We start from the raw sequence: 20660 nt of genomic DNA, 5'->3' as shown, positions 1-20660 counted from the left end.
CCTGGGGAGCCGTCGGTCTGGAGGTCGTCGTGGTCGCCGTGCTCGCTTTCCGTGTCGTGGGGGCCGGCCGGAGCCGGAACTCCGTGAGCGTAGCGTGACTGACGTGTCGCGGTGCGCGAAGGGCGGAGCCCGAAGGGTACGCAGATACGTTCCGCTGGACGCCCCGCAGGGGCACGGCGGTTGCTCTACGTGATCACACGAACACCCCAACTGGGGGAATTCTCAAGGGCGTCCGTGTTCCCCCGTACGGCCGAACACGCTCGGTCAGCATGGACTTCGGCGGGTGCGGGCGGTCATCATCGCCTGGCGTGTCAACTTCCAGCCGTCGCCATGTCGTTCGACCCAGCCGAGTGAGCGGAGTTCGTACAGTCTCGCGACGGCGTCGTCCTCCGCGGTCTGCGCTGCTCGGGCGATCTCGTCGGCCCTGGCGGCGCGCTGTCCGGGCAGTGCGGCGAGGACGGCCCGGGCTCCGGGCTGGAGGAGGTCGCGGGGCAGGACGGGTCCGCGTCGCTCGGGGGCCAGTTCCCCCATGTCTCCGACGAGTTCGATGATCTCGGCGGCGTCGGTGACGAGGACGGCGTCCTGCCGCAGCAGTTCGTGCACGCCTGCGGAGAGGGCGCTGGTGGCGGGGCCGGGTACGCCCATGGTGTGCCGGCCGAGGCGCCGGGCGGCCCGTACGGTGGCCAGGGAGCCGCTGCGGTGGGCGGCCTCCACGACGACGGTGCCCCGGGTGAGGGCGGCGATCACGCGGTTGCGCACGATGAATCTGCTGGGGGTGGGGTGCTCCCCCGGCGGCAGTTCTCCGACGACCAGCCCCTGGTCGGCGATGCGGTTGATGAGCTGGGTGTGGCCGCGCGGGTAGGGCCGGTCGACGCCGCAGGCGAGGACGGCGACGGTGGCTCCGCCGGCGCCGAGGGCGCCGCGGTGGGCTGCGCCGTCGACTCCGTAGGCGCCGCCGGAGACGACGACCCAGCCCTTTTCGGCGAGGGAGCCGGCGACGGTGGCGGCCATGTGCGCGCCGTATTCGGTGCAGGCGCGCGCTCCGACGACGGCGACGGAGTGCAGGGCCCACATGCGCAGGTCGGCCGGGCCGCGCACCCACAGTCCGAGGGGCCGTGCGTCGCCGAGGTCGTCGAGCTGTCGGGGCCACTCGGCGTCCCCGGGGCTGAGGAACCGCATCCCGGCGTCCTGTGCGACGGCGAGGTCCCGGGCGGGGTCGGCGCGCTCCGCCCGGGCGCGTAGCCCTTCCCAGCGTTTGGGTCCGACGCCCGGCAGGGGTGGCTTCGTGTCGTCGCGCAGCCTGCGTACGACCGTCGCCGGGCCGTACTCGCGCACCCAGCGCCCGGCGGTCTCGTCACCGGGTTCGAGGACCTGGCTGAGGAAGACCCGGTCGAGCAGTGCCTCCCCGTCCCCGAGGGACCCGGTGCCGGTCACGTCAGGGCTCCGATGGCCGTGGGGACCCCGCGGGGGACTCCGGTGCGCAGTTGGAGGGCGAGGGCGACGTCGGTGGCGTCGGGCCGGTCGTGGCCGACGAGGTCGGCGACGGTCCAGGCGACGCGCAGGACGCGGTCGAGGCCGCGGGCGGTGAGGACGCCGCGCTCCAGGTTCCGTTCCGCTTCGTCCATGGCGCCGCTCCTGGCGTGCCAGCGGCTGCGGAGCTCGCGGCCGGGGATCTCGCTGTTGGTCCGCCAGGGGGTGCCGGCGAGGCGGGCCGCGGCGCGTTCGCGGGCGGCGCGTACCCGTTCGGCGACGGTGGTGGTGGATTCCCCGCGGGCGCCGCGTTCGGTGAGCTGGGCCCGGGTGACGCGGTCGACCTCGACGCGGAGGTCGACGCGGTCGAGCAGGGGTCCGGACAGCCGGGCCTGGTAGCGGCGGATGGCGGAGGGCGGGCATTCGCACCGGTCGTCCGTGCGGGAGAAGCGGCCGCAGGGGCAGGGGTTGGCGGCGAGGACCATGAGGAACTTCGCCGGGAAGCGGACGACGCCGGCGCTGCGCGCGATGACGACGTGCCCGGCTTCGAGGGGCTGGCGGAGGGCGTCGAGTGCCCGGCCGCTGAATTCGGGCGTTTCATCCAGAAAGAGCACGCCTCGGTGAGCGAGGGACACCGCGCCGGGGCGGGCGAAGCCGGGTCCGCCGCCGACGAGGGCCTGCATGGTGGCCGAGTGGTGCGGGGCGCAGTAGGGGGCGGTGTCGATGAGGGGTTTGCCCGAGGGCAGGAGTCCGGCGATCGAGTGCACGGCGGTGACTTCGAGGGATTCCTGCCTGCCGAGGGGCGGGAGGATGGTGGGGAGCCGCTCCGCGAGCATGGTTTTTCCGGCGCCGGGTGGGCCTTCGAGGAAGAGGTGGTGGCCCCCGGCGGCGGCGACCTCGACGGCGGTGCGTGCGGAGGTCTGTCCGACGACGTCGGCGAGGTCGTGTCCGTGCTCACCGGCGGTGGCGCCCAGCTTCTGCATGCCGGTGGCGGCGCCGGTGCCGGGCATGCGCAGTCCTGCGAGCAGGGGGTCGGGGCGGCCGTGGTCGTCGGGTTCCTCGTCGGGGACGGGTTCGTCGGCGAGGACGGCGATCAGCTGTCGCAGGCTGCGGACGCCGAGGACGGAGACGCCGGGCACGAGGGAGGCCTCGGCGGCGGCGCATTCGGGCACGACGACCTGTTCGTATCCGGCGTCGGCGGCGGCGAGGACGGCGGGGAGGATGCCCCGGACGGGGCGCACCCGGCCGTCCAGTCCGAGTTCGCCGATCATGACGATGTCGGCGAGGACGCGGGGGTCGATGCGTTCGGCGGCGCCGAGGACGGCGCAGGCGACGGCGAGGTCGAAGCCGCTGCCGGCTTTGGGGACGGATGCCGGGCTGAGTCCCACGGTGAGTTTTTTCTGCGGCCATTCGCCTCCGGAGTTGACGACGGCGGCCCGTACGCGGTCGCGGCTCTCGGTGAGGCTCTTGTCGGGGAGTCCGACGAGGGTGAAGGCGGCGACGCCGGGTTCGAGGTCGGCCTGGACCTCGACGACGACTCCTTCGACGCCGACGAGTGCGACGGAGCAGGTGCGTGCGAATCCCATGTCAGGCCACCCCTCGCGCGTGCTCGACGACGGGGGCGCCGCGGTCGGGCAGGACGATGCCGACGAGGTCGATGCGGACGCCTCCGGGTGGGGCTCCGCCGTGTGTGTGGATCCAGCGTTCGGCGAGGCCGCGCAGACGTCGGGCCTTGTCGGGGCCGACGGCGGCCATGGGGTGCTCGAAGCCGCCGGCCCTGCGGGTCTTCACCTCGCAGACGACGAGTACGTCGCCGTCGCGGGCGACGATGTCGATCTCTCCGGTCCTGCCGCTGCGCCAGTTGCGTCCGATGACGGTCATTCCGGCTTCGGTCAGCCGCCTCGCGGCGAGATCCTCGCCGTACTTGCCGAGTGCGTTGCGTGCGTTCATGTCGGCACCACCTCCGGCGCCAACGATGAACCTGCTTGACCGCGCTATTGGATCTTGGTGGACGACTGCGGGGCTGTGGACAACTCCGTCACCCGTGCGGGTGAACTCCACCGGTTGGGCAAGAACACCCGGGCGACCGCGCCCGCCTGGAGGTGCGTCGACGTCACCCGCTCGGCAGCTCGAGGTCGCTCTTGTTCAGCTCCTCGATGTTCACGTCCTTGAACGTGAGCACACGGACCTGCTTCACGAAACGGGCCGGCCGGTACATGTCCCAGACCCAGGCATCCGCCATGGACACCTCGAAGAACACTTCACCCTGGACCGAGTGCACCTGCATCTCGTAGTCGTTGGTCAGGTAGAAGCGCCGCTCGGTCTCGATCACGTACTTGAACAGACCGACGACATCGCGGTACTCCCGATAGAGCTTCAGCTCCATCTCGGTCTCGTACTTCTCGAGGTCCTCGGCGCTCATGGCATGTTCCCCTTCAGCCGTGCGATCCCCCCATTGTGCGCCAGTCCCGTCGGCCCCTAGACAATTTCGGTGTCGAGGGTCACGGGCCCGGCCGGGGGACCTTCGTCGAGCAGCCTGCGCAGCAGCTCGGCGAGTCTGGTCGGATACACCGTCTCATGTGCCCGGGTGAGTTCCCGACACGTCCACCAGCGTGCTCCGGCCACGCTGCGCCGCTCCAGCTCGGTGAGGGCCAGTGCCTTGATCGCCGTCTGGGTCGTACGGGCCAGGTAGTACCACTCGTCCTGGTCCCAGCGGCGGCCCGCGAACGGGAACGAGCACCGGCGCCGCCACAGCACCGGGCCGAGGTCGGCGTCCGTGATGCCGGTCTCCTCCGCGAGTTCCCGCAGTGCGGCCTCTTCGCGCGTCTCGTCGCCCTCGACTCCCCCGCCCGGGGGTGAACCACCAGTCGTCGGAGGGGTCCTCCGGTTCGTGGCCGTGGAGCAGCAGGATGCGGTCCTCGGGGTCGAGCAGCACGACCCGGGCCACCCTGCGGACCCCGGCGCCGGCCTCGTCCCCGGCCTCGTACTGGCCGTCGGCCTCAGCTGGCACGCGCGGGCTCCGCTCCTCCGCGCGAACGGCCCCCGAGCCGTTTGGCGACCGGTCCGTAGGCCCCGCCGCCCAGGACGAGCACCGCCCCGGCGACGATCATGAGGCCCATGGTGCGCAGCGGTCCCTGCGCGGACAGCGGGCCGAGCTTCTCGAAGCCGGTGGCCTGCTCCAGCATGCCGTTCATGGGCCATACGACGGCTTCCACGCGGGCCGAGACGGCGCTGCGGGCGACCGTGCCGCGGGCGGCGTCGGTGAGGTGGGCGGTGGAGTCGAGGGAGCCGCTGCGCTCGTCGCCGAGGAGGAAGAGGCGTCCTTCGGGGACCTTCACGCTCGGGAAGTCCTGGAGTTCGGCGAGGCCGTCGTCGGCCAGGTAGGGCTCGTCGATCCGCTTGCCGTTGACGGTGAGCTTGCCGTCGGTGCAGCAGGCGACGGTGTCGCCGCCGACGGCGACGACGCGCTTGACGACGGGGGCGTTGCTCACCCAGGTCTTGTCGGTGAAGACGACGACGTCACCGCGGTGGATGTCGCCGCTGCCGATGCGCTGGGCGAGGACGCGGGCGCCCGCGTCGATCGTGGGGGCCATCGAGCTGGTGGGGACGGTGTAGGGCCGGTACACGATCGCTCCCCAGACGAAGCCGCCGAGGAACAGCGCCAGGCCCAGCGCCACGGCCAGCCCGGACAGCACCTGTCCGGTCCGGCCGCCCGCCGGGCCCTTGCTCGCGCCGGCACGCGGCGCCGTTCGTATCGTGCTCTCGCCACCCATGGACCCGCACCCTACCCGGCGGTACCGGCGCCGGGCAGCCCCTCAGGAGCGCCCGGAGCGGCGGCCGGGCAAAGCTCTCCCCAGCTGCGGGTGCGAAACGGAACGGCCGATGCCGCACTCCGCGGCGCGCCCCCTGAAGCGCCCACGCGAAGTACGGCACCACCCACCGGACAAGACGCCCCGTCCTCAGCGCGTCTCCGACGCCTTCGCCCGCTGCCGCCGCCACAGCACCAGCGGCACCGCGCCCGCGAGCGCGAGGCTCGGCGGGGCGATGACCGGGGCCGCGGAGCGCGCGCTCAGGTCCTGGTCGAAGGTGTCCGGAACCGGCAGGTTGTCCCAGCGGCTGATGGGCCACGCGATGACGACGGCGCGGCCGACGACCTTGTCGACGGGGACCATGCCGTGGTTCTTGTCGGACTGGTTGTAGCGCGAGTCCCGGGAGTTCTGCCGGTGGTCGCCCATCACCCAGATGAAGCCCTGGGGGATCTTCACCTTGAACTGGCCGCCCTGGTCGTCCTGGCTGCACGAGGTGTTGCCCGGGTAGACGTAGGGCTCGTTCAGCGCCTTGCCGTTGACCGTGAGCGGACCGGTGCCCTTGCACTCGACGGTGTCGCCGCCGACGCCGATCACCCGCTTGATCAGGTCCTTCTCCTCGGAGGACGGCATCAGGCCGATCCAGCTGAGGAAGGTCTGCAGGGCGTTCGGGTCGGGGGCGGGCTGGCCCGCGAGCCACTGGTCGGGGTCGTGGAACACGACGACCTCGCCGCGCTCCGGCTCGGAGCCGAACCAGGGGGTGAGCTTGTCGACGAGGACGCGGTCACCCTGCTGGAGGGTGTTCTGCATCGAGTCGGAGGGGATCGAGAACGCCTGCACCAGGAACGTCTTGATGAGCAGCGCGAGGACGAGCGCGATCCCGATCAGGATCGGCAGCTCCTTCCAGAAGGAACGCTGCTTCTTCGCGGGGGCGGCCCCGCCCGACCCCTGGCCGCCGGTCGGGGGCTCTCCGCCCGACCGTCCGCCGTCATTGCCGGATCCGGGTCCATCCCCGGAGGTCACGGCGCCGTCCGCGGCCGGGTCGGCTGCGCCCACGGGACGTCCGCGGTGCTCCTCGCCGTCGTGCCCGGACCGTGCGCCAACCGCCACATCCCCCACGCCAACTCCTTACTCTGTGCCGCTGCCTGCCCCATGCGCGGCGCAGGCCCACCACTCCCATAACGAGCGGGAGTTCCGCAGGGCTCGGGAGCTGGAGCGTTCCGTTCGATTCGTCGGAGGCAACCCTATGCGACGGCGAGAGGGACGCGGTCGACCCCGGGCCCGAGTCGGCCACGGAGGCGTAGGTGTTCGGCTCGTCGAGGCTGGTCCAGTGCCCGAGGGGCCAGGCGATCCACTTGGCGCGTCCGACGACCTCGTCCTCGGAGACGGTGCCGCCGTACTTCTGGTCCTGGTGGACGCGGGAGTCCGCGGAGTTGGACCGGTGATCCCCCATGACCCAGAGCCGGCCCTGGGGGACGGTGATGTCGAACTGGATCTTGGAGGGGGCGTTGCCCGGGTACAGGTAGTCCTCGTTCAGAGGCACGCCGTTGACGGTGACGCGGCCCTGTGCGTCGCAGCATTTGACGCGGTCGCCACCGACACCGACGACCCGTTTGATCAGGTCTTTCTCATCGTCGGAGGGCAGCAGGCCGATGAAGGTGAGGGCTTCCTTGACCTGCTTGACGACAATGGGGTCCTCTTTCTTCACGGTCGTCTGCTCGCCCTTGAGCCAGCCGCCGGGGTCCTTGAAGACCACGACGTCGCCGCGTTCGGGTTTGTTGCCGAACCAGGGGGTGAGCTTGTCGACGAGGACGCGGTCGCCGATCTGGATCGTCTGCTCCATGGAGCCGGACGGGATCACGAAGGCCTGGACGAGGAAGGTCTTCAGGACGAGCGCTATCAGGACGGCGACGCCGACGAGGAGGGGTATCTCCTTGATCGCGGAGCGCCTGCGGCGGCGTTTGACCTTGCGCTGGAGTTTGCGGCGCTCGGCGCGGCTGCGGCCGCCCGTGGGGCCGGAGGCGCGCCGCGAGCCGGTGGGGAGCAGGTTGTCGGCGGCGCTGCTGGGGACGCCGCGCGGCTTGCCGCGGTTACCCATGGGCGCCGTCCGGGGCGGGCACGCGCGCGTAGGCGTCCGGACGGTGCAGTCGGGTCCAGTGGCCGGCGGGCCAGACGACGGCGTCGGCGCGGCCGATGACGGCGTCGACGGGGATCATGCCGCCGCCGGGTGAGCCCAGGTGGTCGCGGGAGTCGCTGGAGGCGCTGCGGTGGTCGCCGAGGACGAAGAGCCGGCCGTCGGGGACGACGACGTCGAACCGTACGGAGGACGGGCGGTCGCCGGGGTACAGGAAGGCCGACTCGTCTACCGAGCGCCCGTTCACCTGGATCCTCCCCTCCTTGTCGCAGCAGACCACGTGGTCTCTCCCCACACCCACAACGCGTTTGATGTAGTCGGCGTGCCCGAAGTTCCCGGTTCCGTCGAACACGACGACATCGCCGCGCCGCGGCCCGGCATCGAAACGGTACGCCAACTTATTTACGAGGACGCGGTCGCCGATCCTCAATGCGGGCTCCATGGATCCGCTGGGAATCTCGAACGGCCGTGCGGCGAACATGGTGAGCAGCAGGGTGCACACCAGGACCAGCAGCAGGGTCAGGCTGTAGCGGCCGCCGGGGACGCGGGCGGTGATCCCGGTGGCGAACGCGAAGCGCGACCGGTCCTCCCGCGCCTCCGGTTCCGGGGTGTCCCCGGTGCCGGAAGGGCGGGAGGAGCGGTCGCGCTCCGTGTGCTGTGCTTCGGTGTCCATCGAGGCCAGATGCTATCCGGCCGCGCCGCGGACCCCTCGGGGGCGAGCCCCCGGAAGCGCTCAGTTCTCGCGCTTCTCCTTGATCTTCGCGGCCTTGCCGCGCAGCTCGCGCAGGTAGTACAGCTTGGCGCGACGCACGTCACCGCGGGTGACGAGCTCGATCTTCTCCACGATCGGGGTGTGCACCGGGAAGGTGCGCTCGACGCCGACGGAGAAGGAGACCTTGCGGACCGTGAAGGTCTCGCGCACGCCGGCACCCTGGCGGCGGATCACGACGCCCTTGAACTGCTGCACACGGGAGCGGTTGCCCTCGATGACGCGCACGTGGACGTTGACGGTGTCGCCGGGGCGGAACGCCGGGACGTCGCTGCGCAGCGACGCGGAGTCGACGGAGTCGAGCAGGTGAGACATTTCGTCTGCTTTCTTCGCTGATGCCACAGGTCATCAACGGAACTAGGTGTTCGATGAGAGTGTGCTGTGCCCGTCGGGGCGGGCGTCGTGTCCCCCTGTGGCAGGGGCGCACGCCGGACGGCGCACAACAGCGGCCTATTCTTCCACGGCCTCGGTCCTGCGCCAAAATCGGCCGAAGCGCGCGCCCTCCGGGTCGGGCATCCAGCCCAGGATGGAGAGCATCTCGCGGTCCTTCTTGTCGAAGGCGGCGGGCTCGCAGCGTTCGATCAGGTCGGGACGGTTGGCCGTGGTGCGCCGCAGCGCCTCGTCGCGGCGCCAGCGGGCGATCTTCCCGTGGTGGCCGCTGAGCAGCACCTCCGGGATGTCCCGGCCGCGCCACTCGGGCGGCTTGGTGTACACGGGGCCCTCGAGCAGGCTCGCCATGGCGCCGGGCGCGAAGGAGTCGTCGCGGTGCGACTCGGCGTTGCCGAGGACGCCGGGCAGCAGGCGGGCCACGGCCTCGGTGATGACGAGGACGGCCGCCTCGCCGCCGGCGAGGACGTAGTCGCCGATGGACACCTCGTGGACGGGCATCCGGGTGGCGTACTCGTCGATGACGCGGCGGTCGATGCCCTCGTAGCGGGCCGGGGTGAAGATCAGCCAGGGCCGCTCGGACAGCTCGACGGCGAGTTCCTGGGTGAAGGGGCATCCGCTGGGGGTGGGGACGATCAGGGTGGGCCGGCCCGCGCCGCCCTCGTAGCCGTCGGCGAGGACGGAGTCCAGCGCGTCGCCCCAGGGCTCGGTCTTCATGACCATGCCGGGGCCGCCGCCGTACGGGGTGTCGTCGACGGTGTTGTGGCGGTCGTAGGTCCACTGGCGCAGGTCGTGGACCTGGACGTTCAGCTGCCCCCGCGCGCGTGCCTTGCCGACGAGGGAGACGTTCAGCGGGTCGAGGTACTCGGGGAAGATCGTGACGACGTCGAGCCGCATCAGCTCTCGGCCTCCGCGTCGCGGGTGGAGGCGATCTCGGCGCGGTCGTCGATGAGGCCGGGCGGCGGGGTGATGACGGCCCGCTGCTCCTCCAGGTCGATCTCGGAGACGATCTCGGAGACGAACGGGATCATGACCTCGCTGCCGTCGGGCCGCTCCACGACGAAGAGGTCCTGGGAGGGCAGGTGCGAGATCTCGGTGATACGGCCGACCTCGACGCCGTCGGCGGTGACCACGTCCAGGTCCATGAGCTGGTGGTCGTAGTACTCGTCCTCCTCCTCGGGCAGCTCGTCGGGGTCGACGTCGGCGATGAGGAGGGTGTTGCGCAGGGCTTCGGCGCCGGTGCGGTCGCGTACGCCCTCGAAGCGCAGCAGGAGGCGTCCGCTGTGGACGCGGCCGCTCTCGATGGTGAGGGGTCCCGTGGAGGCGGGATCGGTGGCGAGCACGGCTCCGGGCGCGAGCCGCAGCTCCGGCTCGTCGGTGCGTACCTCGACGGTGACCTCGCCCTTGATGCCGTGGGCCCGGCCGATCCGTCCGACTACCAGCTGCACGTCTTCACTGTCTCCTGTCCTTACGACTACGGGCCGGGGACGGCCAGTGGCCCTCCCCGGCCCGAGCCGGTGCTGTGTTCGGCGTCAGCGGACGTGGTCCACGTCGACGAGGTCGACACGGACACCGCGGCCGCCGATGGCGCCCACGACGGTGCGCAGAGCGCGTGCGGTGCGGCCGTTGCGGCCGATCACCTTCCCGAGGTCGTCGGGGTGGACCCTGACCTCCAGCACACGCCCGCGGCGCAGGTTGCGCGAGGCGACCTGCACATCGTCAGGGTTGTCGACGATGCCCTTCACGAGGTGCTCGAGAGCCTCCTCGAGCATGCTCAGGCCTCGGCCGACTCGGACTCGGCCGGGGCCTCGTCCTTCTTCTCCGCCTTCTTCTTCTGGGTGATCGCCTCACCCTTGCCCTCGTCGTCGCCGCCGAGGGCCTCGAACGACGGGCGCGCCTTCTTCGGCTCGGCGGTCAGCAGCGGAGCCGGGGCGGGCTCGCCCTTGAACTTCTGCCAGTCGCCGGTCTTCTTCAGGATGGCGAGGACGGGCTCGGTCGGCTGCGCGCCGACACCCAGCCAGTACGCCACGCGCTCGGCGTCCACCTCGATGACCGACGGGTTGTAGGTCGGGTGGTACTTGCCGATCTCCTCGATCGCACGGCCGTCACGACGGGTGCGGGAGTCGGCGACGACGATGCGGTAGTGAGGCGAACGGATCTTGCCCAGACGCTTCAGCTTGATCTTGACTGCCACTGGAGTGGGTTCTCCTGGATTTGACGTGGTTGGGCACGGCAGGACTGCCGCGTGGGGTTGCGGTACCCGAGTGCCCGATGGACGCGTCAGCCGGAGGAGAGAGGGGTCCTGTGCGGCTGTCGAGTACAGCTAGCCATTGTGCCACACCCGGCGGGTCGCTCCCCGCCGCGGACGGCCGGGAGCACGCGGGCATGACGAAGGGGCACCCGGCGAACCGGGTGCCGGTGAGCATCGGCCACGACCGGCCCGACGCCGCGGGATGCCGCCCTCACCGGGCCGTGCCGCACCTCGGCGGTACGGCGGTCCGGGTCAGGACGGCACCCGCCTCGCTCCGCGTCCCTGACCGGCAGCCACGAGATGCCGGTGCCGGACGCCGCGCGAGTGCGTCACGCCGCTCCCATGACCTCCGGGATGCGGAACGGCTTGCCGCAGCCGCCGCACACGATCGGGGCCTGGGCGAGGACCGAGGGAACGACGCGGACGTTGCGGCCGCAGTCGCAGACCGCCTTGACGCGGACGCCGCCTCCGGAGGAGCCGTGCCGGGCGGCCGGGCCCCGAAAGGTCCTGCCGGTGTCGGAGGAGGTCGCCGCCGTATGGGCCTTGAGGGCCCGCTGGAGGCGCTCGATGGTCGGCCGGTAGCGGCGCTTGGCCTCGGGGTTGAGCGTGACCAGGGAGAAACCGCTGCTCGGGTGCGGCTCCTCGGGATGGTCCAGGCCCAGCTCCTCGGCGATGGTGAGGAATCTGCGGTTGTGGTAGCGGCCGGCCCGGGACGTGTCCCGGATGCCGCGGGCGGCGGCGATGCCGTGGACTGCCTCATGGAGCAGTCGCTCGAAGGAGAGTTCGTGACCGCACGCGGACGACGACTCCCCGATCAGGGACTCTGGCGCGGCGAGATCCGGCAGCTCGGGGTGGTACCGCTGAATGTCGGCCCACGCCTGTGCCAGCTCTGCGGCGAGAACAGGTGGTGTCTGTGTCGTGCTCACGTAATGACAACGAGCCGGGGTGCCCCTGTGTTCCGATTCCAGGGCATCCCAAATAATTTGCACGTACCCGTCAGTCGGGAATGATGCGCACCGACGAGGGCGGGTGCGCTGATCTGCGGAGAAAGGCTTACAGCTCGTACCAAGCCGGTGCGTAGCCTGACGTACGACCCGGCGCGTAGGCCGTGTCCAGACGCGGTCACCCCTGTGATGGGCGTGTGCGCAAGAGGCGTTTCGGTCGCTGTCGCTCCGCCGGCGTCATCTCAGTAAGCGCGCGCGACGACCGCGACGTTACCGGGTGCGTCCTCGGCGTCGGGCACCGACCCGTCCCCGGCGACCAGACACCGTACGGTCACCGCGTGTTCGGCGAGCCTGGCCTCCCCTTCCGGGCCGAGCGCGGCCCACGGCAGGCGCGCCCAGCCGCCGGCGGTCACCGCCTCCACGGCCTCGTCTGCGGTCGCCACGTCCGCGGTCCGGGAGGCGCGGCGCTCGCGGGACTGTGCGAGGAGCAGCGCCTGGTCCTCCTCGAGGAGGGCGGGCAGCCGGGCGGGAAGCGTGTCGAGGGCGACGGGCTCCTTGCCGCCGGGGATCCGCCGGGCCAGCATCGCGGTGCCGGCGGCCAGGTCACGGGGGCCGACCTCGACGCGGGCCGGTACGCCCTTGAGTTCCCAGTCGACCGCGCGGCGGCCGAAGGGGGTGTCCGTGCGGTCGTCGACATGGACGCGCAGACCCGCGGCGGCGAGCCGGTCGCCGGTCTCGCGGACCTTGGCCAGAACCTGTTCGTCGCCCTTGACCGCGATCACGACGACCTGGGTCTGCGCCAGCCGGGGCGGGACGCGCAGTCCGTCGTCGTCGCCGTGCATCATCACGAGCGCGCCGATCATGCGGGTGGTGGAGCCCCAGGAGGTCTGCCAGACGAGTTCCTGCCGGCCCTCCGGGGAGAGATAGCGGGTGTCGAACGCCTTGGCGAAGTTCTGGCCGAGTTCATGGCTGGTCGCCATCTGGAGGGCCTTGCCGTCGCCCATCATGCCTTCGAGGGTGAGGGTGTTGACGGCTCCGGCGAAGCGCTCCTTCGCGGTCTTACGGCCGGGCAGGACGTCCATGGCGAGGACGTTCACCATGAAGTCCTCGTAGACCTCGCGGTGGATGCGCGCGGCGAAGGCGCGGGCCTCCTCGTAGGTGGCGTGCGCGGTGTGGCCCTCCTGCCAGAGGAACTCGGTCGTGCGCAGGAACAGACGCGGCCGCAGCTCCCAACGCACCACGTTGGCCCACTGGTTGATCAGCAGCGGCAGATCGCGGTAGCTCTGCACCCACTTGGCGAAGTACTCGTTGACGATCATCTCGGAGGTGGGCCGGACCACGGCGGGCTCCTCCAGCGGCTTGCCGCCGCCGTGGGTGACGACCGCGAGTTCGGGGGCGAACCCCTCGACGTGGTCGGCCTCGCGGGCCAGGGAGGACTGGGGGATCAGCACCGGGAAGTACGCGTTCTGTGTGCCGGTGGCCTTGATGCGGGCGTCCATCTCGGCCTGCATGCGCTCCCACAGGCCGTACCCGTAGGGGCGGATGACCATGGTGCCGCGCACCGGTCCGTTGTCGGCCAGCTCCGCCTTGGCGACCAGGTCCTGGTACCAGCGCGGGAAGTCGTCCGTCCGGGGCGTGAGTACGGGTGCCTTGGCCATGTCGGGATCGTACGGGCTTCGATTACCGGAATGTGAATTTTGGCCACGGACACGGGGAAGCCACAAGCAGGGCCCCGCAACCCCTGGACGCGGGGACGGGCGCGGAGTTACCTGGCATACGGGGGGAGCGCGAGCGCATGCCACGGGGGCGACGGAAGCGGGCATGGCGACAACTCTCGGCGGATTGGGGCGCTTTACATGACACCTACGCTCGTGCGGCAGCATCTGCCTCGCGCGGGCCGGGCACCCCGCGTGGACCCGTGTGCACGCGCGCGTGACTGGTCCGAGATCCAGGAGCGGATGCTGGTCCCGCTCTACGAGGCGGTCTACGAGCGCTTGGAGGTGGGTCCCGGCAGCAGGCTGCTGGGCCTGGGCTGCGGCAGCGGACTCGCCCTGCTGATGGCGGCGTCCAGAGGCGCGGCCGTCACCGGCGTCGACGCGTCCGCCCCCGAGCGGCTGGCCCTGGCGCGGCAGCGGCTGCTCCCGGCGAACGGGGGCGCGGGCGCGCGGAGCGGGACCCGGCTGGTCGACGCTCTCGGGGACGCGAGGGAGCCGGGTTCGTCCGCCTTCACGGTCGTGACGGCCTTCGAGCCGATCGGGTGCCTGGCGGGTGACGCGGAGGGGCTGGCGGGTCTGCTGGCGGCCGCGACGCCGCTCGCCGGGCGGGGCGCTCCGGTGGTGCTGGCGGGCTGGGGGCCGCCGGAGCGGTGTGCGACGACGTCGGTGCTGCGGGTCGCCACGAAGCTGGCGGATCCGCTGCGGAACGCGGGCAGTTGGCGTCCGGCGCTGCGGGACGACCTGGAGGAGGTCGCCCAGCGGGCGGGGCTGCGGATCGACGGTTCGGGGCGGGTGGCCTGCCCGTTCGGGTACGCGGACGTGGACAGCGCCGTTCGGGGGCTGCTGTCGACGGGGCTGTTCGACGCCGCGGTCACGGCGACGGACCAGGTGCAGGTCGACAAGGAGCTGGCGGAGGCGCTGCATCCGTATCAGCGGCGGGACGGGACGGTGTGGATGCCGAACGTCTTCCGGTACCTCATCGCGCGCGTGCCGTGAGCCAAGGGCTCTCCCGCGATCCGCGGTGGACGCGCGATGCCGCGAATTGCGGGCCGGCCCTCAGCCGGTCTCGCCCTTCGCCAGGCGCGGGATGCCGGCGACCCGGTAGGCGTCGGCCTCCTCCAGGGTCTCCTGTTCCAGCAGGGCCGCCGCGAGGGCGTCGAGCCGGTCGCGGTGCTCGCGGAGCTTGCGGCGGGCCTCCTCGTAGCAGTCGTCGACGATCCGGCGCATCTCGGCGTCGATGACGTCCAGGGTGCGGGGGGCCGCGGAGAGCCCGTACGCCTGCTGGGCGTCGCTGGGCAGGGCGGACAGCCTGCCGACGGCCTCGCTCATGCCCCAGCGGGCGACCATGCCGCGGGCGATGGCGGTGACCTGTTCGAGGTCGTTCTCCGCGCCGGTGGTGACCACGCCGTAGACCTCTTCCTCGGCTGCCATGCCGCCCAGGGCTCCGATGATGCGGCCGCGCAGGTACTCCTCGGAGTGCGCGTACCGCTCCACCTCCGGGGTGGACATGGTGACGCCGAGGGCGCGGCCGCGCGGCACGATGGTGACCTTGCGGACGGGGTCGGCGCCGGGCTGGAGCATGCCGAGCAGGGCGTGGCCGCTCTCGTGGTAGGCGGTGCGCCGGCGGTCCTCCTCGGGCATGACGAGGGTGCGTTCGGCGCCCAGCTGGACCTTCTCCAGCGCCTCGGACAGGTCCGTGGCGGTGACCTGGGACTGACCGCGCTTGACGGCGAGGAGGGCGCCCTCGTTGGCGAGGTTGGCCAGGTCGGCGCCGGTCATGCCGGGGGTGGTGCGGGCCAGCTGGGTGAGGTCGACGTCGTCGGCGAGCGGGATGTCGCGGGTGTGGATGCGCAGGATGGCCTCGCGGCCGCGGCGGTCCGGCGGGGAGACGTTGACGACGCGGTCGAAGCGGCCGGGGCGGGTCAGGGCGGGGTCGAGGATGTCGGCGCGGTTGGTGGCCGCGATGACGATGACGCCCTCGGAACCGGTGAAGCCGTCCATCTCGGTGAGGATCTGGTTGAGGGTCTGCTCGCGTTCGTCGTGGCCGCTGACGGAGGCGCCGCCGCTACGGACGCGGCCGATGGTGTCGATCTCGTCGATGAAGATGATCGACGGTGCCACCTTGCGGGCCTCGGCGAACAGTTCCCGGACGCGGGAGGCGCCGACGCCGACGATCATCTCGATGAACTCGGAGGCGGAGGCGGAGAAGAAGGGCACGCCGGCCTCGCCGGCCACGGCCCGGGCGAGCAGGGTCTTGCCGGTGCCGGGCGAGCCCGCGAGGAGGACGCCGCGGGGCATCTTCGCGCCCATCGCGCGGTAGGCGTCGGGGTGCTCCAGGAAGTCGACGACGTCGTCGAGTTCGCCCTTGACCTCGTCGATGCCGGCGACGTCGGCGAAGGTCGTGCGGTGCCGGCCGGGCAGCAGCTCGACCGGTCTGGGCGGCGGCTTGCGTCCGAACATTCCGCCGGCGCCGCCGCGGCCGGGGCCGAAGCGCCGGGCGATGAAGATCCACACGGCGACGATGATGACGATCGGCGCGAGGGAGATCAGCAGGTTGGTGAGGGCTCCGCGTTCTTTGACGACCGGTTCGGCGGTCACGGTGACGCCTCGGCTGTTCAGCTCCTGCCAGAGGTCGTCCTCGGCGAACGCCGGGCGCTGGGTGCGGAACGTGGTGTAGTCGCCGTGGTCGCCGGGGGCGTCCCGGGCGCTCTTCAGCTCGCCCTGGATGGCGTCGCCCTTGGAGTAGATCTTGGAGACGTTGTCCGCCTGCACCTGGCGGCTGAACTCGGTGTACGAGATCGTCGGCTCGTCGCCCCGGTCGAGGTAGTTCAGACCGATGTAGGCGAGCAGGAACACGACCACCGCGGTGACGGCCAGCCCCCACCAGCGGCCGCGCATCCGCCGCCCACCGGACCGCCCGGGCGGCTCCTCCGGTGTGCCCTCGGTGCGCCACGGCTGGTCCGGAGCCTTCCGTCGTGGCGCGGAATCGCTCATATCTGGACGTTACGGCAGTCCCGGGGCCTCGGCATGCGCAAGGGCGCCCCTCCCGGAGGAGGGACGCCCTGTGCGGCGTACGGGAGCGGTCAGCCCATGAACTTCTTGAACTCGTCGGGCAGCTCGAAGTCCTGTCCGGCCTGCTGGCCCGGCACCCCGAAGGCCCCGCCGCCCTGCGCGGCGGCGGCGCGGCGGGCGGCCTCCTCCTGCTCCTGCTGCTTGCGCTTCATCGGGTTGCCGGAGCGCTGCTTGCCCTTGGCCTTCTTCGGCTGCTTCTTGGAGCGGCCGGGGCCGCCGCCCATGCCCGGCATCCCCGGCATGCCGGGCATTCCGCCGCCCTGGGCCATGCGGGACATCATCTTGCGGGCCTCGAAGAACCGCTCGACGAGGTTCTTGACGGCACTGACCTCGACGCCGGAACCCTTGGCGATACGGGCGCGACGGGAGCCGTTGATGATCGTCGGGTCCTGGCGCTCGCCCGGCGTCATCGACTTGATGATCGCGGCGGTGCGGTCGACGTCCCGCTCGTCGAGGTTGTTGATCTGGTCCTTGATCTGGCCCATGCCCGGGAGCATGCCGAGCAGCTTGGAGATGCTGCCCATCTTCCGGACCTGCTCCATCTGGGCCAGGAAGTCGTCCAGGGTGAAGTCCTGGCCCTTCTTGGACGCCAGCTTGGAGGCCATCTTCTCGGCCTCTTCCTGGCTGAACGTCTTCTCCGCCTGCTCGATCAGGGTGAGCAGGTCACCCATGTCGAGGATGCGGGAGGCCATCCGGTCCGGGTGGAAGGCGTCGAAGTCGTCGAGCTTCTCGCCGTTGGAGGCGAACATGATCGGCTTGCCGGTGATCTGCCGGATCGACAGGGCGGCACCACCGCGGGCGTCGCCGTCGAGCTTGGAGAGCACCACGCCGTCGAAGCCGACGCCGTCGCGGAAGGCCTCGGCGGTGTTGACCGCGTCCTGACCGATCATCGCGTCGACGACGAAGAGGATCTCGTCCGGGGAGACGGCGTCGCGGATGTCCGCGGCCTGCTGCATCATCTCCTGGTCGATGCCGAGCCGGCCGGCGGTGTCCACGATCACGATGTCGTGGACCTTGGCCTTGGCGTGCTCGATGGAGTCCTTGGCGACCTTCACCGGGTCGCCGACGCCGTTGCCCGGCTCGGGGGCGTAGACCGCGACACCGGCGCGCTCGGCGACGACGCTCAGCTGGTTCACGGCGTTCGGTCGCTGCAGGTCGGCGGCGACGAGCAGCGGCGAGTGGCCCTGCTCCTTCAGCCAGCGGCCGAGCTTGCCCGCGAGGGTGGTCTTACCGGCACCCTGCAGACCGGCCAGCATGATCACGGTGGGCGGCTGCTTGGCGAAGCGCAGCCGGCGGGTCTCGCCTCCCAGAATCGTGACGAGCTCGTCGTTGACGATCTTCAGGACCTGCTGGGCGGGGTTCAGCGCCTTGGAGACCTCGGCGCCGAGCGCCCGCTCCTTGACGTTCTTGATGAACGTCCGCACGACGGGCAGCGCCACGTCGGCTTCGAGGAGCGCGATACGGATCTCGCGCGCGGTGGCGTCGATGTCCGCTTCGGAGAGCCGTCCCTTGCCACGCAGGTTCTTGAACGTCGCTGAGAGGCGATCGGAAAGAGTATCGAACACGGCGCTCGCGGTCCTCGGGGTCGGTGGCAGCTGGGAATCGCCCTCCAGGGTATCCCGGCGACACAGGTGACCGGGATCCCCCGGGTCAGCCCCGCAGTGTCTCCTCCAGCTTGCGGGCCACGGACACGGCCTCCTCACCGGGCAGGGGCGCGCCCTCGGGACCTGTGACATAGAACGCGTCGACGGCGTTGGCGCCGAGCGTGCTGACGTGGGCGCTGCGCACCCGCACGCTCGCGTCCTCCAGCGCCCGGCCGATCCGGAACAGCAGGCCCGGCGCGTCCTGGGCGCGCACCTCGATGACGGTGGCCAGCCGGGACGCGGCCGGATGCACGGTGACCCGGGGCGGCGGTGCCACGACCCCGCGCCGCCGCGGATAGGCGGCGTCCCGCTCCGCGAGCCGCCCGGCGATGTCCAGCGAGCCGTCCAGGGCCCGTACGAGGTCGGCGCGCAGCCGGGCCGCCTGCGGCAGCGAGCCGTACTCGGCGGCGACCCGCCAGTTCAGCAGGAGGACGGAGCCGTCGACGCCGTCGGGCAGGTCCAGGGCCCTCAGCTCGGCGGTGCGCACGGTCAGCCGGTGCATGGCGAGAACGCCGGCCACGGCGGGCAGCACGCCCGGCTGGTCGGGTACGGCGATGAGGAGCTCCACGCCGAGGGGTTCCGGGTCGCCGGCGGGCCGTTCCTCGGCGGGCGGCTCGGTCTGGGCACGCAGGGCCAGGACGGGGCTGCCGATGGCGACGGCCTCCAGGGCGAGCCGTTCCTGCTCGGCGGTGGGCGCGGCGGCCTCCGGCTCCTCGGGGACGTCCCCGGCGAGTACCGCGCCGACCCGTTTGACCAGGTCGGCGACGAGGGAGCCGCGCCAGGCCGACCAGGCGGCGGGGCCGGTCGCGAGGGCGTCCGCCTCGGTCAGGGCGTGCAGCAGCTCCAGCGTGCCGGGCGAGCCGACGGCGTCGGCGACGGCGCGTACGGTCGCCGGGTCCTCCAGGTCGCGCCGGGTGGCGGTCTCGACGAGCAGCAGATGGTGCCGGACGAGGGTGGAGAGCACGGCCACGTCGTCGCGGTCGAAGCCGATCCGGGCCGCCATGTCCTTGACGATGATCTCGCCGGCCACCGAGTGGTCGCCGGGCCAGCCCTTGCCGATGTCGTGGAGCAGCGCGGCGACCAGGAGGAGGTCGGGGCGGTGGACGCGGCGGGTGAACTCGGAGGCGCGTACGGCGGTCTCGATGAGGTGCCGGTCGACGGTCCAGACGTGCACGGCGTTGCGCTGGGGGCGGCAGCGGACCCGCTCCCAGTCGGGCAGGAAGTGGGTGATCAGCCCTTCCGCCTCCAGGGCCTCCCAGACCTCCACGGTCGGTCGGCCCGAGCCCAGCAGCGTGACGAGCTGCTCGCGGGCCTCGGCGGGCCACGGCGTGGGCAGCGGGCGCACCCCGGTGGCCATACGGCGGACGGCGTGCAGGGAGAGCGGGAGTCCGGCCTGGGCGGCGGCGGCCGCGGCACGCAGCGGCAGGACGGGGTCGCGGTCGGGGCGCGCGGCGCGGGCGAGCACGACCTCGCCGTCCTGTTCGACGACGCCCTCGGCCAGCGGGGAGCGCTCCGCGGTGGGTTTCCCGCCGCCCAGCATGGCCCGCAGCCGGGGCCGTACGGCACGGGAGCGCAGCACACGGCCGACCTCGCGCCAGGTGACGTCGCTGGCGTACGAGATGACCCGGGCGGCCTCGTAGACCTGGCGCAGCAGGGTGTCGGCGTCGAGGAGGCCGAGTTCGGCGGCGACCTGGTCCTGTTCCTGGAGGGCGAGCCGGTCGGTGGCCCGGCCGGTGGCGAGGTGCAGGGCGTCGCGGACGTCGAGGAGCCGGCGGCGGGCGTCGGCGAGGCCCTCGCGGGGGGCGTCCGCCAGCCAGGAGGCGGCGACGGCGCGCAGGATGGTGGCGTCCCGCAGCCCGCCGCGGGCCTCCTTGAGGTCGGGTTCCAGCAGGTACTGGAGTTCGCCCTGGCGTTCGGCGCGCTCGACGGACAGCTCCTGCAGTTCGGGCAGCCGTTTGGCGGCCTGGTTGCGCCAGTCGGCGAGGACGGCGGTGCGCAGGCCCGTGGTGAGGCCGAGATCGCCGGCGATGTGCCGGGCGTCCAGCAGGCCGAGCTGCACCTTGAGGTCGTCGGCGGCGGTCTTGCGGGCCTCGGCGGGGGTGCGCACGGAGTGGTCGAGGGCGAGGCCGAGGTCCCAGACGGGGTACCAGATCCGGTCGGCGAGGGTGGCGACCGCCGCGCCGTCCCCTCCGTCGTGCAGCAGCAGGAGGTCGAGGTCGCTGCGTGGGGACAGCTCGCCGCGTCCGTAGCCGCCGACCGCGACCAGGGCGACGCCCCGGGTGGCCTCGGCGCCCGCCGCGAACAGGCCGGTCAGCCAGTCGTCGGTGAGCTCGGCGAGGGCGGAGCGGCGCGGCGGCCCGGACCGCGCCCCCTCGGTGAGGAGGCGCAGCCGGGCCGCCGCGTAGCCGCTGGGTCCCGAGTCCTCTGCTTTGTCACGCACATCCGTACTCGACACCCGGCAGCTCCTGT

The 20660-nt window shown here is 72.0% G+C and carries 19 protein-coding genes and 1 pseudogene; 1 reads left to right on the top strand and 19 read right to left on the bottom strand.

All coding sequences use genetic code 11. From position 1 onward, the window contains the following. Positions 1 to 264 precede the first annotated feature (264 nt). From dprA to proS, 16 genes and pseudogenes are all read right to left on the bottom strand, one after another. A complete protein-coding gene (gene dprA / locus DC008_RS25260; RefSeq protein ID WP_108708905.1) occupies positions 265 to 1434 on the bottom strand; it encodes a DNA-processing protein DprA in 1170 nt (389 codons plus the stop codon). After that, positions 1431 to 3056 (bottom strand): YifB family Mg chelatase-like AAA ATPase, encoded by a 1626-nt coding sequence (locus DC008_RS25255; RefSeq protein WP_108708904.1) that lies wholly within the window; start codon positions 3054 to 3056, stop codon positions 1431 to 1433. Before DC008_RS25255 ends, dprA begins: the two co-directional genes overlap by 4 nt. A gap of 1 nt (position 3057) precedes the next feature. Beyond that, a complete protein-coding gene (locus DC008_RS25250) occupies positions 3058 to 3420 on the bottom strand; it encodes a YraN family protein (protein ID WP_108708903.1) in 363 nt (120 codons plus the stop codon). A gap of 163 nt (positions 3421 to 3583) precedes the next feature. Continuing rightward, the gene (locus DC008_RS25245; RefSeq protein ID WP_003993268.1) at positions 3584 to 3892 is read right to left on the bottom strand and encodes a DUF2469 domain-containing protein; all 309 of its coding nucleotides are present in this window, start codon (positions 3890 to 3892) and stop codon (positions 3584 to 3586) included. A gap of 56 nt (positions 3893 to 3948) precedes the next feature. Then, positions 3949 to 4480 (bottom strand): annotated as a pseudogene (locus DC008_RS25240) (NUDIX hydrolase). Beyond that, a complete protein-coding gene (gene lepB, locus DC008_RS25235; RefSeq protein ID WP_108708902.1) occupies positions 4470 to 5243 on the bottom strand; it encodes a signal peptidase I in 774 nt (257 codons plus the stop codon). The pseudogene DC008_RS25240 and the gene lepB (DC008_RS25235) overlap by 11 nt, the downstream one beginning before the upstream one ends. A gap of 186 nt (positions 5244 to 5429) precedes the next feature. Further along, positions 5430 to 6332 (bottom strand): signal peptidase I, encoded by a 903-nt coding sequence (lepB, locus tag DC008_RS25230; protein ID WP_108710843.1) that lies wholly within the window; start codon positions 6330 to 6332, stop codon positions 5430 to 5432. Further along, positions 6265 to 7374 carry a signal peptidase I gene (gene lepB / locus DC008_RS25225; RefSeq protein ID WP_108708901.1) on the bottom strand — a complete coding sequence of 370 codons (1110 nt, stop codon included), beginning with the start codon at positions 7372 to 7374 and terminating at the stop codon, positions 6265 to 6267. The genes lepB (DC008_RS25230) and lepB (DC008_RS25225) overlap by 68 nt, the downstream gene beginning before the upstream one ends. After that, complete coding sequence (gene lepB, locus DC008_RS25220; protein ID WP_108708900.1) at positions 7367 to 8083, bottom strand: signal peptidase I; 717 nt, start codon at positions 8081 to 8083, stop codon at positions 7367 to 7369. The genes lepB (DC008_RS25225) and lepB (DC008_RS25220) overlap by 8 nt, the downstream gene beginning before the upstream one ends. Positions 8084 to 8143: 60 nt before the next feature. After that, complete coding sequence (rplS, locus tag DC008_RS25215; RefSeq protein WP_004924850.1) at positions 8144 to 8494, bottom strand: 50S ribosomal protein L19; 351 nt, start codon at positions 8492 to 8494, stop codon at positions 8144 to 8146. A gap of 135 nt (positions 8495 to 8629) precedes the next feature. Next, positions 8630 to 9463 carry a tRNA (guanosine(37)-N1)-methyltransferase TrmD gene (trmD, locus tag DC008_RS25210; protein WP_108708899.1) on the bottom strand — a complete coding sequence of 278 codons (834 nt, stop codon included), beginning with the start codon at positions 9461 to 9463 and terminating at the stop codon, positions 8630 to 8632. Further along, on the bottom strand, positions 9463 to 10014 hold the full coding sequence (gene rimM / locus DC008_RS25205; protein ID WP_108708898.1) for a ribosome maturation factor RimM: 552 nt from the start codon (positions 10012 to 10014) through the stop codon (positions 9463 to 9465). The genes trmD and rimM overlap by 1 nt, the downstream gene beginning before the upstream one ends. A gap of 84 nt (positions 10015 to 10098) precedes the next feature. After that, positions 10099 to 10338 carry an RNA-binding protein gene (locus DC008_RS25200; RefSeq protein ID WP_003973401.1) on the bottom strand — a complete coding sequence of 80 codons (240 nt, stop codon included), beginning with the start codon at positions 10336 to 10338 and terminating at the stop codon, positions 10099 to 10101. Positions 10339 to 10340: 2 nt separating this feature from the next. Then, positions 10341 to 10760 (bottom strand): 30S ribosomal protein S16, encoded by a 420-nt coding sequence (gene rpsP, locus DC008_RS25195; RefSeq protein WP_055623288.1) that lies wholly within the window; start codon positions 10758 to 10760, stop codon positions 10341 to 10343. Positions 10761 to 11146: 386 nt separating this feature from the next. Further along, positions 11147 to 11743: a hypothetical protein gene (locus DC008_RS25190; RefSeq protein WP_055623289.1), complete on the bottom strand. Its 597-nt coding sequence runs from the start codon at positions 11741 to 11743 to the stop codon at positions 11147 to 11149. Between the two features lie 260 nt (positions 11744 to 12003). After that, the gene (gene proS / locus DC008_RS25185; RefSeq protein ID WP_108708897.1) at positions 12004 to 13419 is read right to left on the bottom strand and encodes a proline--tRNA ligase; all 1416 of its coding nucleotides are present in this window, start codon (positions 13417 to 13419) and stop codon (positions 12004 to 12006) included. A gap of 198 nt (positions 13420 to 13617) precedes the next feature. Here proS and DC008_RS25180 point away from each other — a divergent pair, with 198 nt between their 5' ends. Then, positions 13618 to 14472, top strand: coding sequence for a class I SAM-dependent methyltransferase (locus DC008_RS25180; protein WP_108708896.1), 855 nt, complete (start codon positions 13618 to 13620; stop codon positions 14470 to 14472). A gap of 60 nt (positions 14473 to 14532) precedes the next feature. On the opposite strand, the gene ftsH is transcribed toward DC008_RS25180, so the two are convergent. The 3 genes from ftsH to DC008_RS25165 form a co-directional block, all read right to left on the bottom strand. Continuing rightward, complete coding sequence (gene ftsH, locus DC008_RS25175) at positions 14533 to 16470, bottom strand: ATP-dependent zinc metalloprotease FtsH (protein ID WP_108708895.1); 1938 nt, start codon at positions 16468 to 16470, stop codon at positions 14533 to 14535. An 89-nt stretch (positions 16471 to 16559) separates the two neighbouring features. Beyond that, on the bottom strand, positions 16560 to 18113 hold the full coding sequence (gene ffh, locus DC008_RS25170; RefSeq protein WP_108708894.1) for a signal recognition particle protein: 1554 nt from the start codon (positions 18111 to 18113) through the stop codon (positions 16560 to 16562). An 85-nt stretch (positions 18114 to 18198) separates the two neighbouring features. Next, positions 18199 to 20646 carry a [protein-PII] uridylyltransferase gene (locus DC008_RS25165; RefSeq protein ID WP_108708893.1) on the bottom strand — a complete coding sequence of 816 codons (2448 nt, stop codon included), beginning with the start codon at positions 20644 to 20646 and terminating at the stop codon, positions 18199 to 18201. Positions 20647 to 20660: the final 14 nt, after the last annotated feature.

Source organism: Streptomyces nigra (assembly GCF_003074055.1).
In the GTDB taxonomy this organism is placed as follows: Bacteria; Actinomycetota; Actinomycetes; order Streptomycetales; family Streptomycetaceae; genus Streptomyces; species Streptomyces nigra.
Note: the sequence above shows the minus strand (reverse complement) of the source record. Positions and strands in the feature narration are given on the sequence as shown.

Coding starts and splice junctions, on each gene's coding strand:
- DC008_RS25255 (WP_108708904.1), bottom strand. CDS start 3,056: ATGGGATTCGCACGCACCTGCTCCGTCGCACTCGTCGGCGTCGAAGGA.
- DC008_RS25250 (WP_108708903.1), bottom strand. CDS start 3,420: ATGAACGCACGCAACGCACTCGGCAAGTACGGCGAGGATCTCGCCGCG.
- DC008_RS25245 (WP_003993268.1), bottom strand. CDS start 3,892: ATGAGCGCCGAGGACCTCGAGAAGTACGAGACCGAGATGGAGCTGAAG.
- lepB (WP_108708902.1), bottom strand. CDS start 5,243: ATGGGTGGCGAGAGCACGATACGAACGGCGCCGCGTGCCGGCGCGAGC.
- lepB (WP_108708901.1), bottom strand. CDS start 7,374: ATGGGTAACCGCGGCAAGCCGCGCGGCGTCCCCAGCAGCGCCGCCGAC.
- lepB (WP_108708900.1), bottom strand. CDS start 8,083: ATGGACACCGAAGCACAGCACACGGAGCGCGACCGCTCCTCCCGCCCT.
- rplS (WP_004924850.1), bottom strand. CDS start 8,494: ATGTCTCACCTGCTCGACTCCGTCGACTCCGCGTCGCTGCGCAGCGAC.
- trmD (WP_108708899.1), bottom strand. CDS start 9,463: ATGCGGCTCGACGTCGTCACGATCTTCCCCGAGTACCTCGACCCGCTG.
- DC008_RS25200 (WP_003973401.1), bottom strand. CDS start 10,338: ATGCTCGAGGAGGCTCTCGAGCACCTCGTGAAGGGCATCGTCGACAAC.
- proS (WP_108708897.1), bottom strand. CDS start 13,419: ATGGCCAAGGCACCCGTACTCACGCCCCGGACGGACGACTTCCCGCGC.
- DC008_RS25180 (WP_108708896.1), top strand. CDS start 13,618: ATGACACCTACGCTCGTGCGGCAGCATCTGCCTCGCGCGGGCCGGGCA.
- ftsH (WP_108708895.1), bottom strand. CDS start 16,470: ATGAGCGATTCCGCGCCACGACGGAAGGCTCCGGACCAGCCGTGGCGC.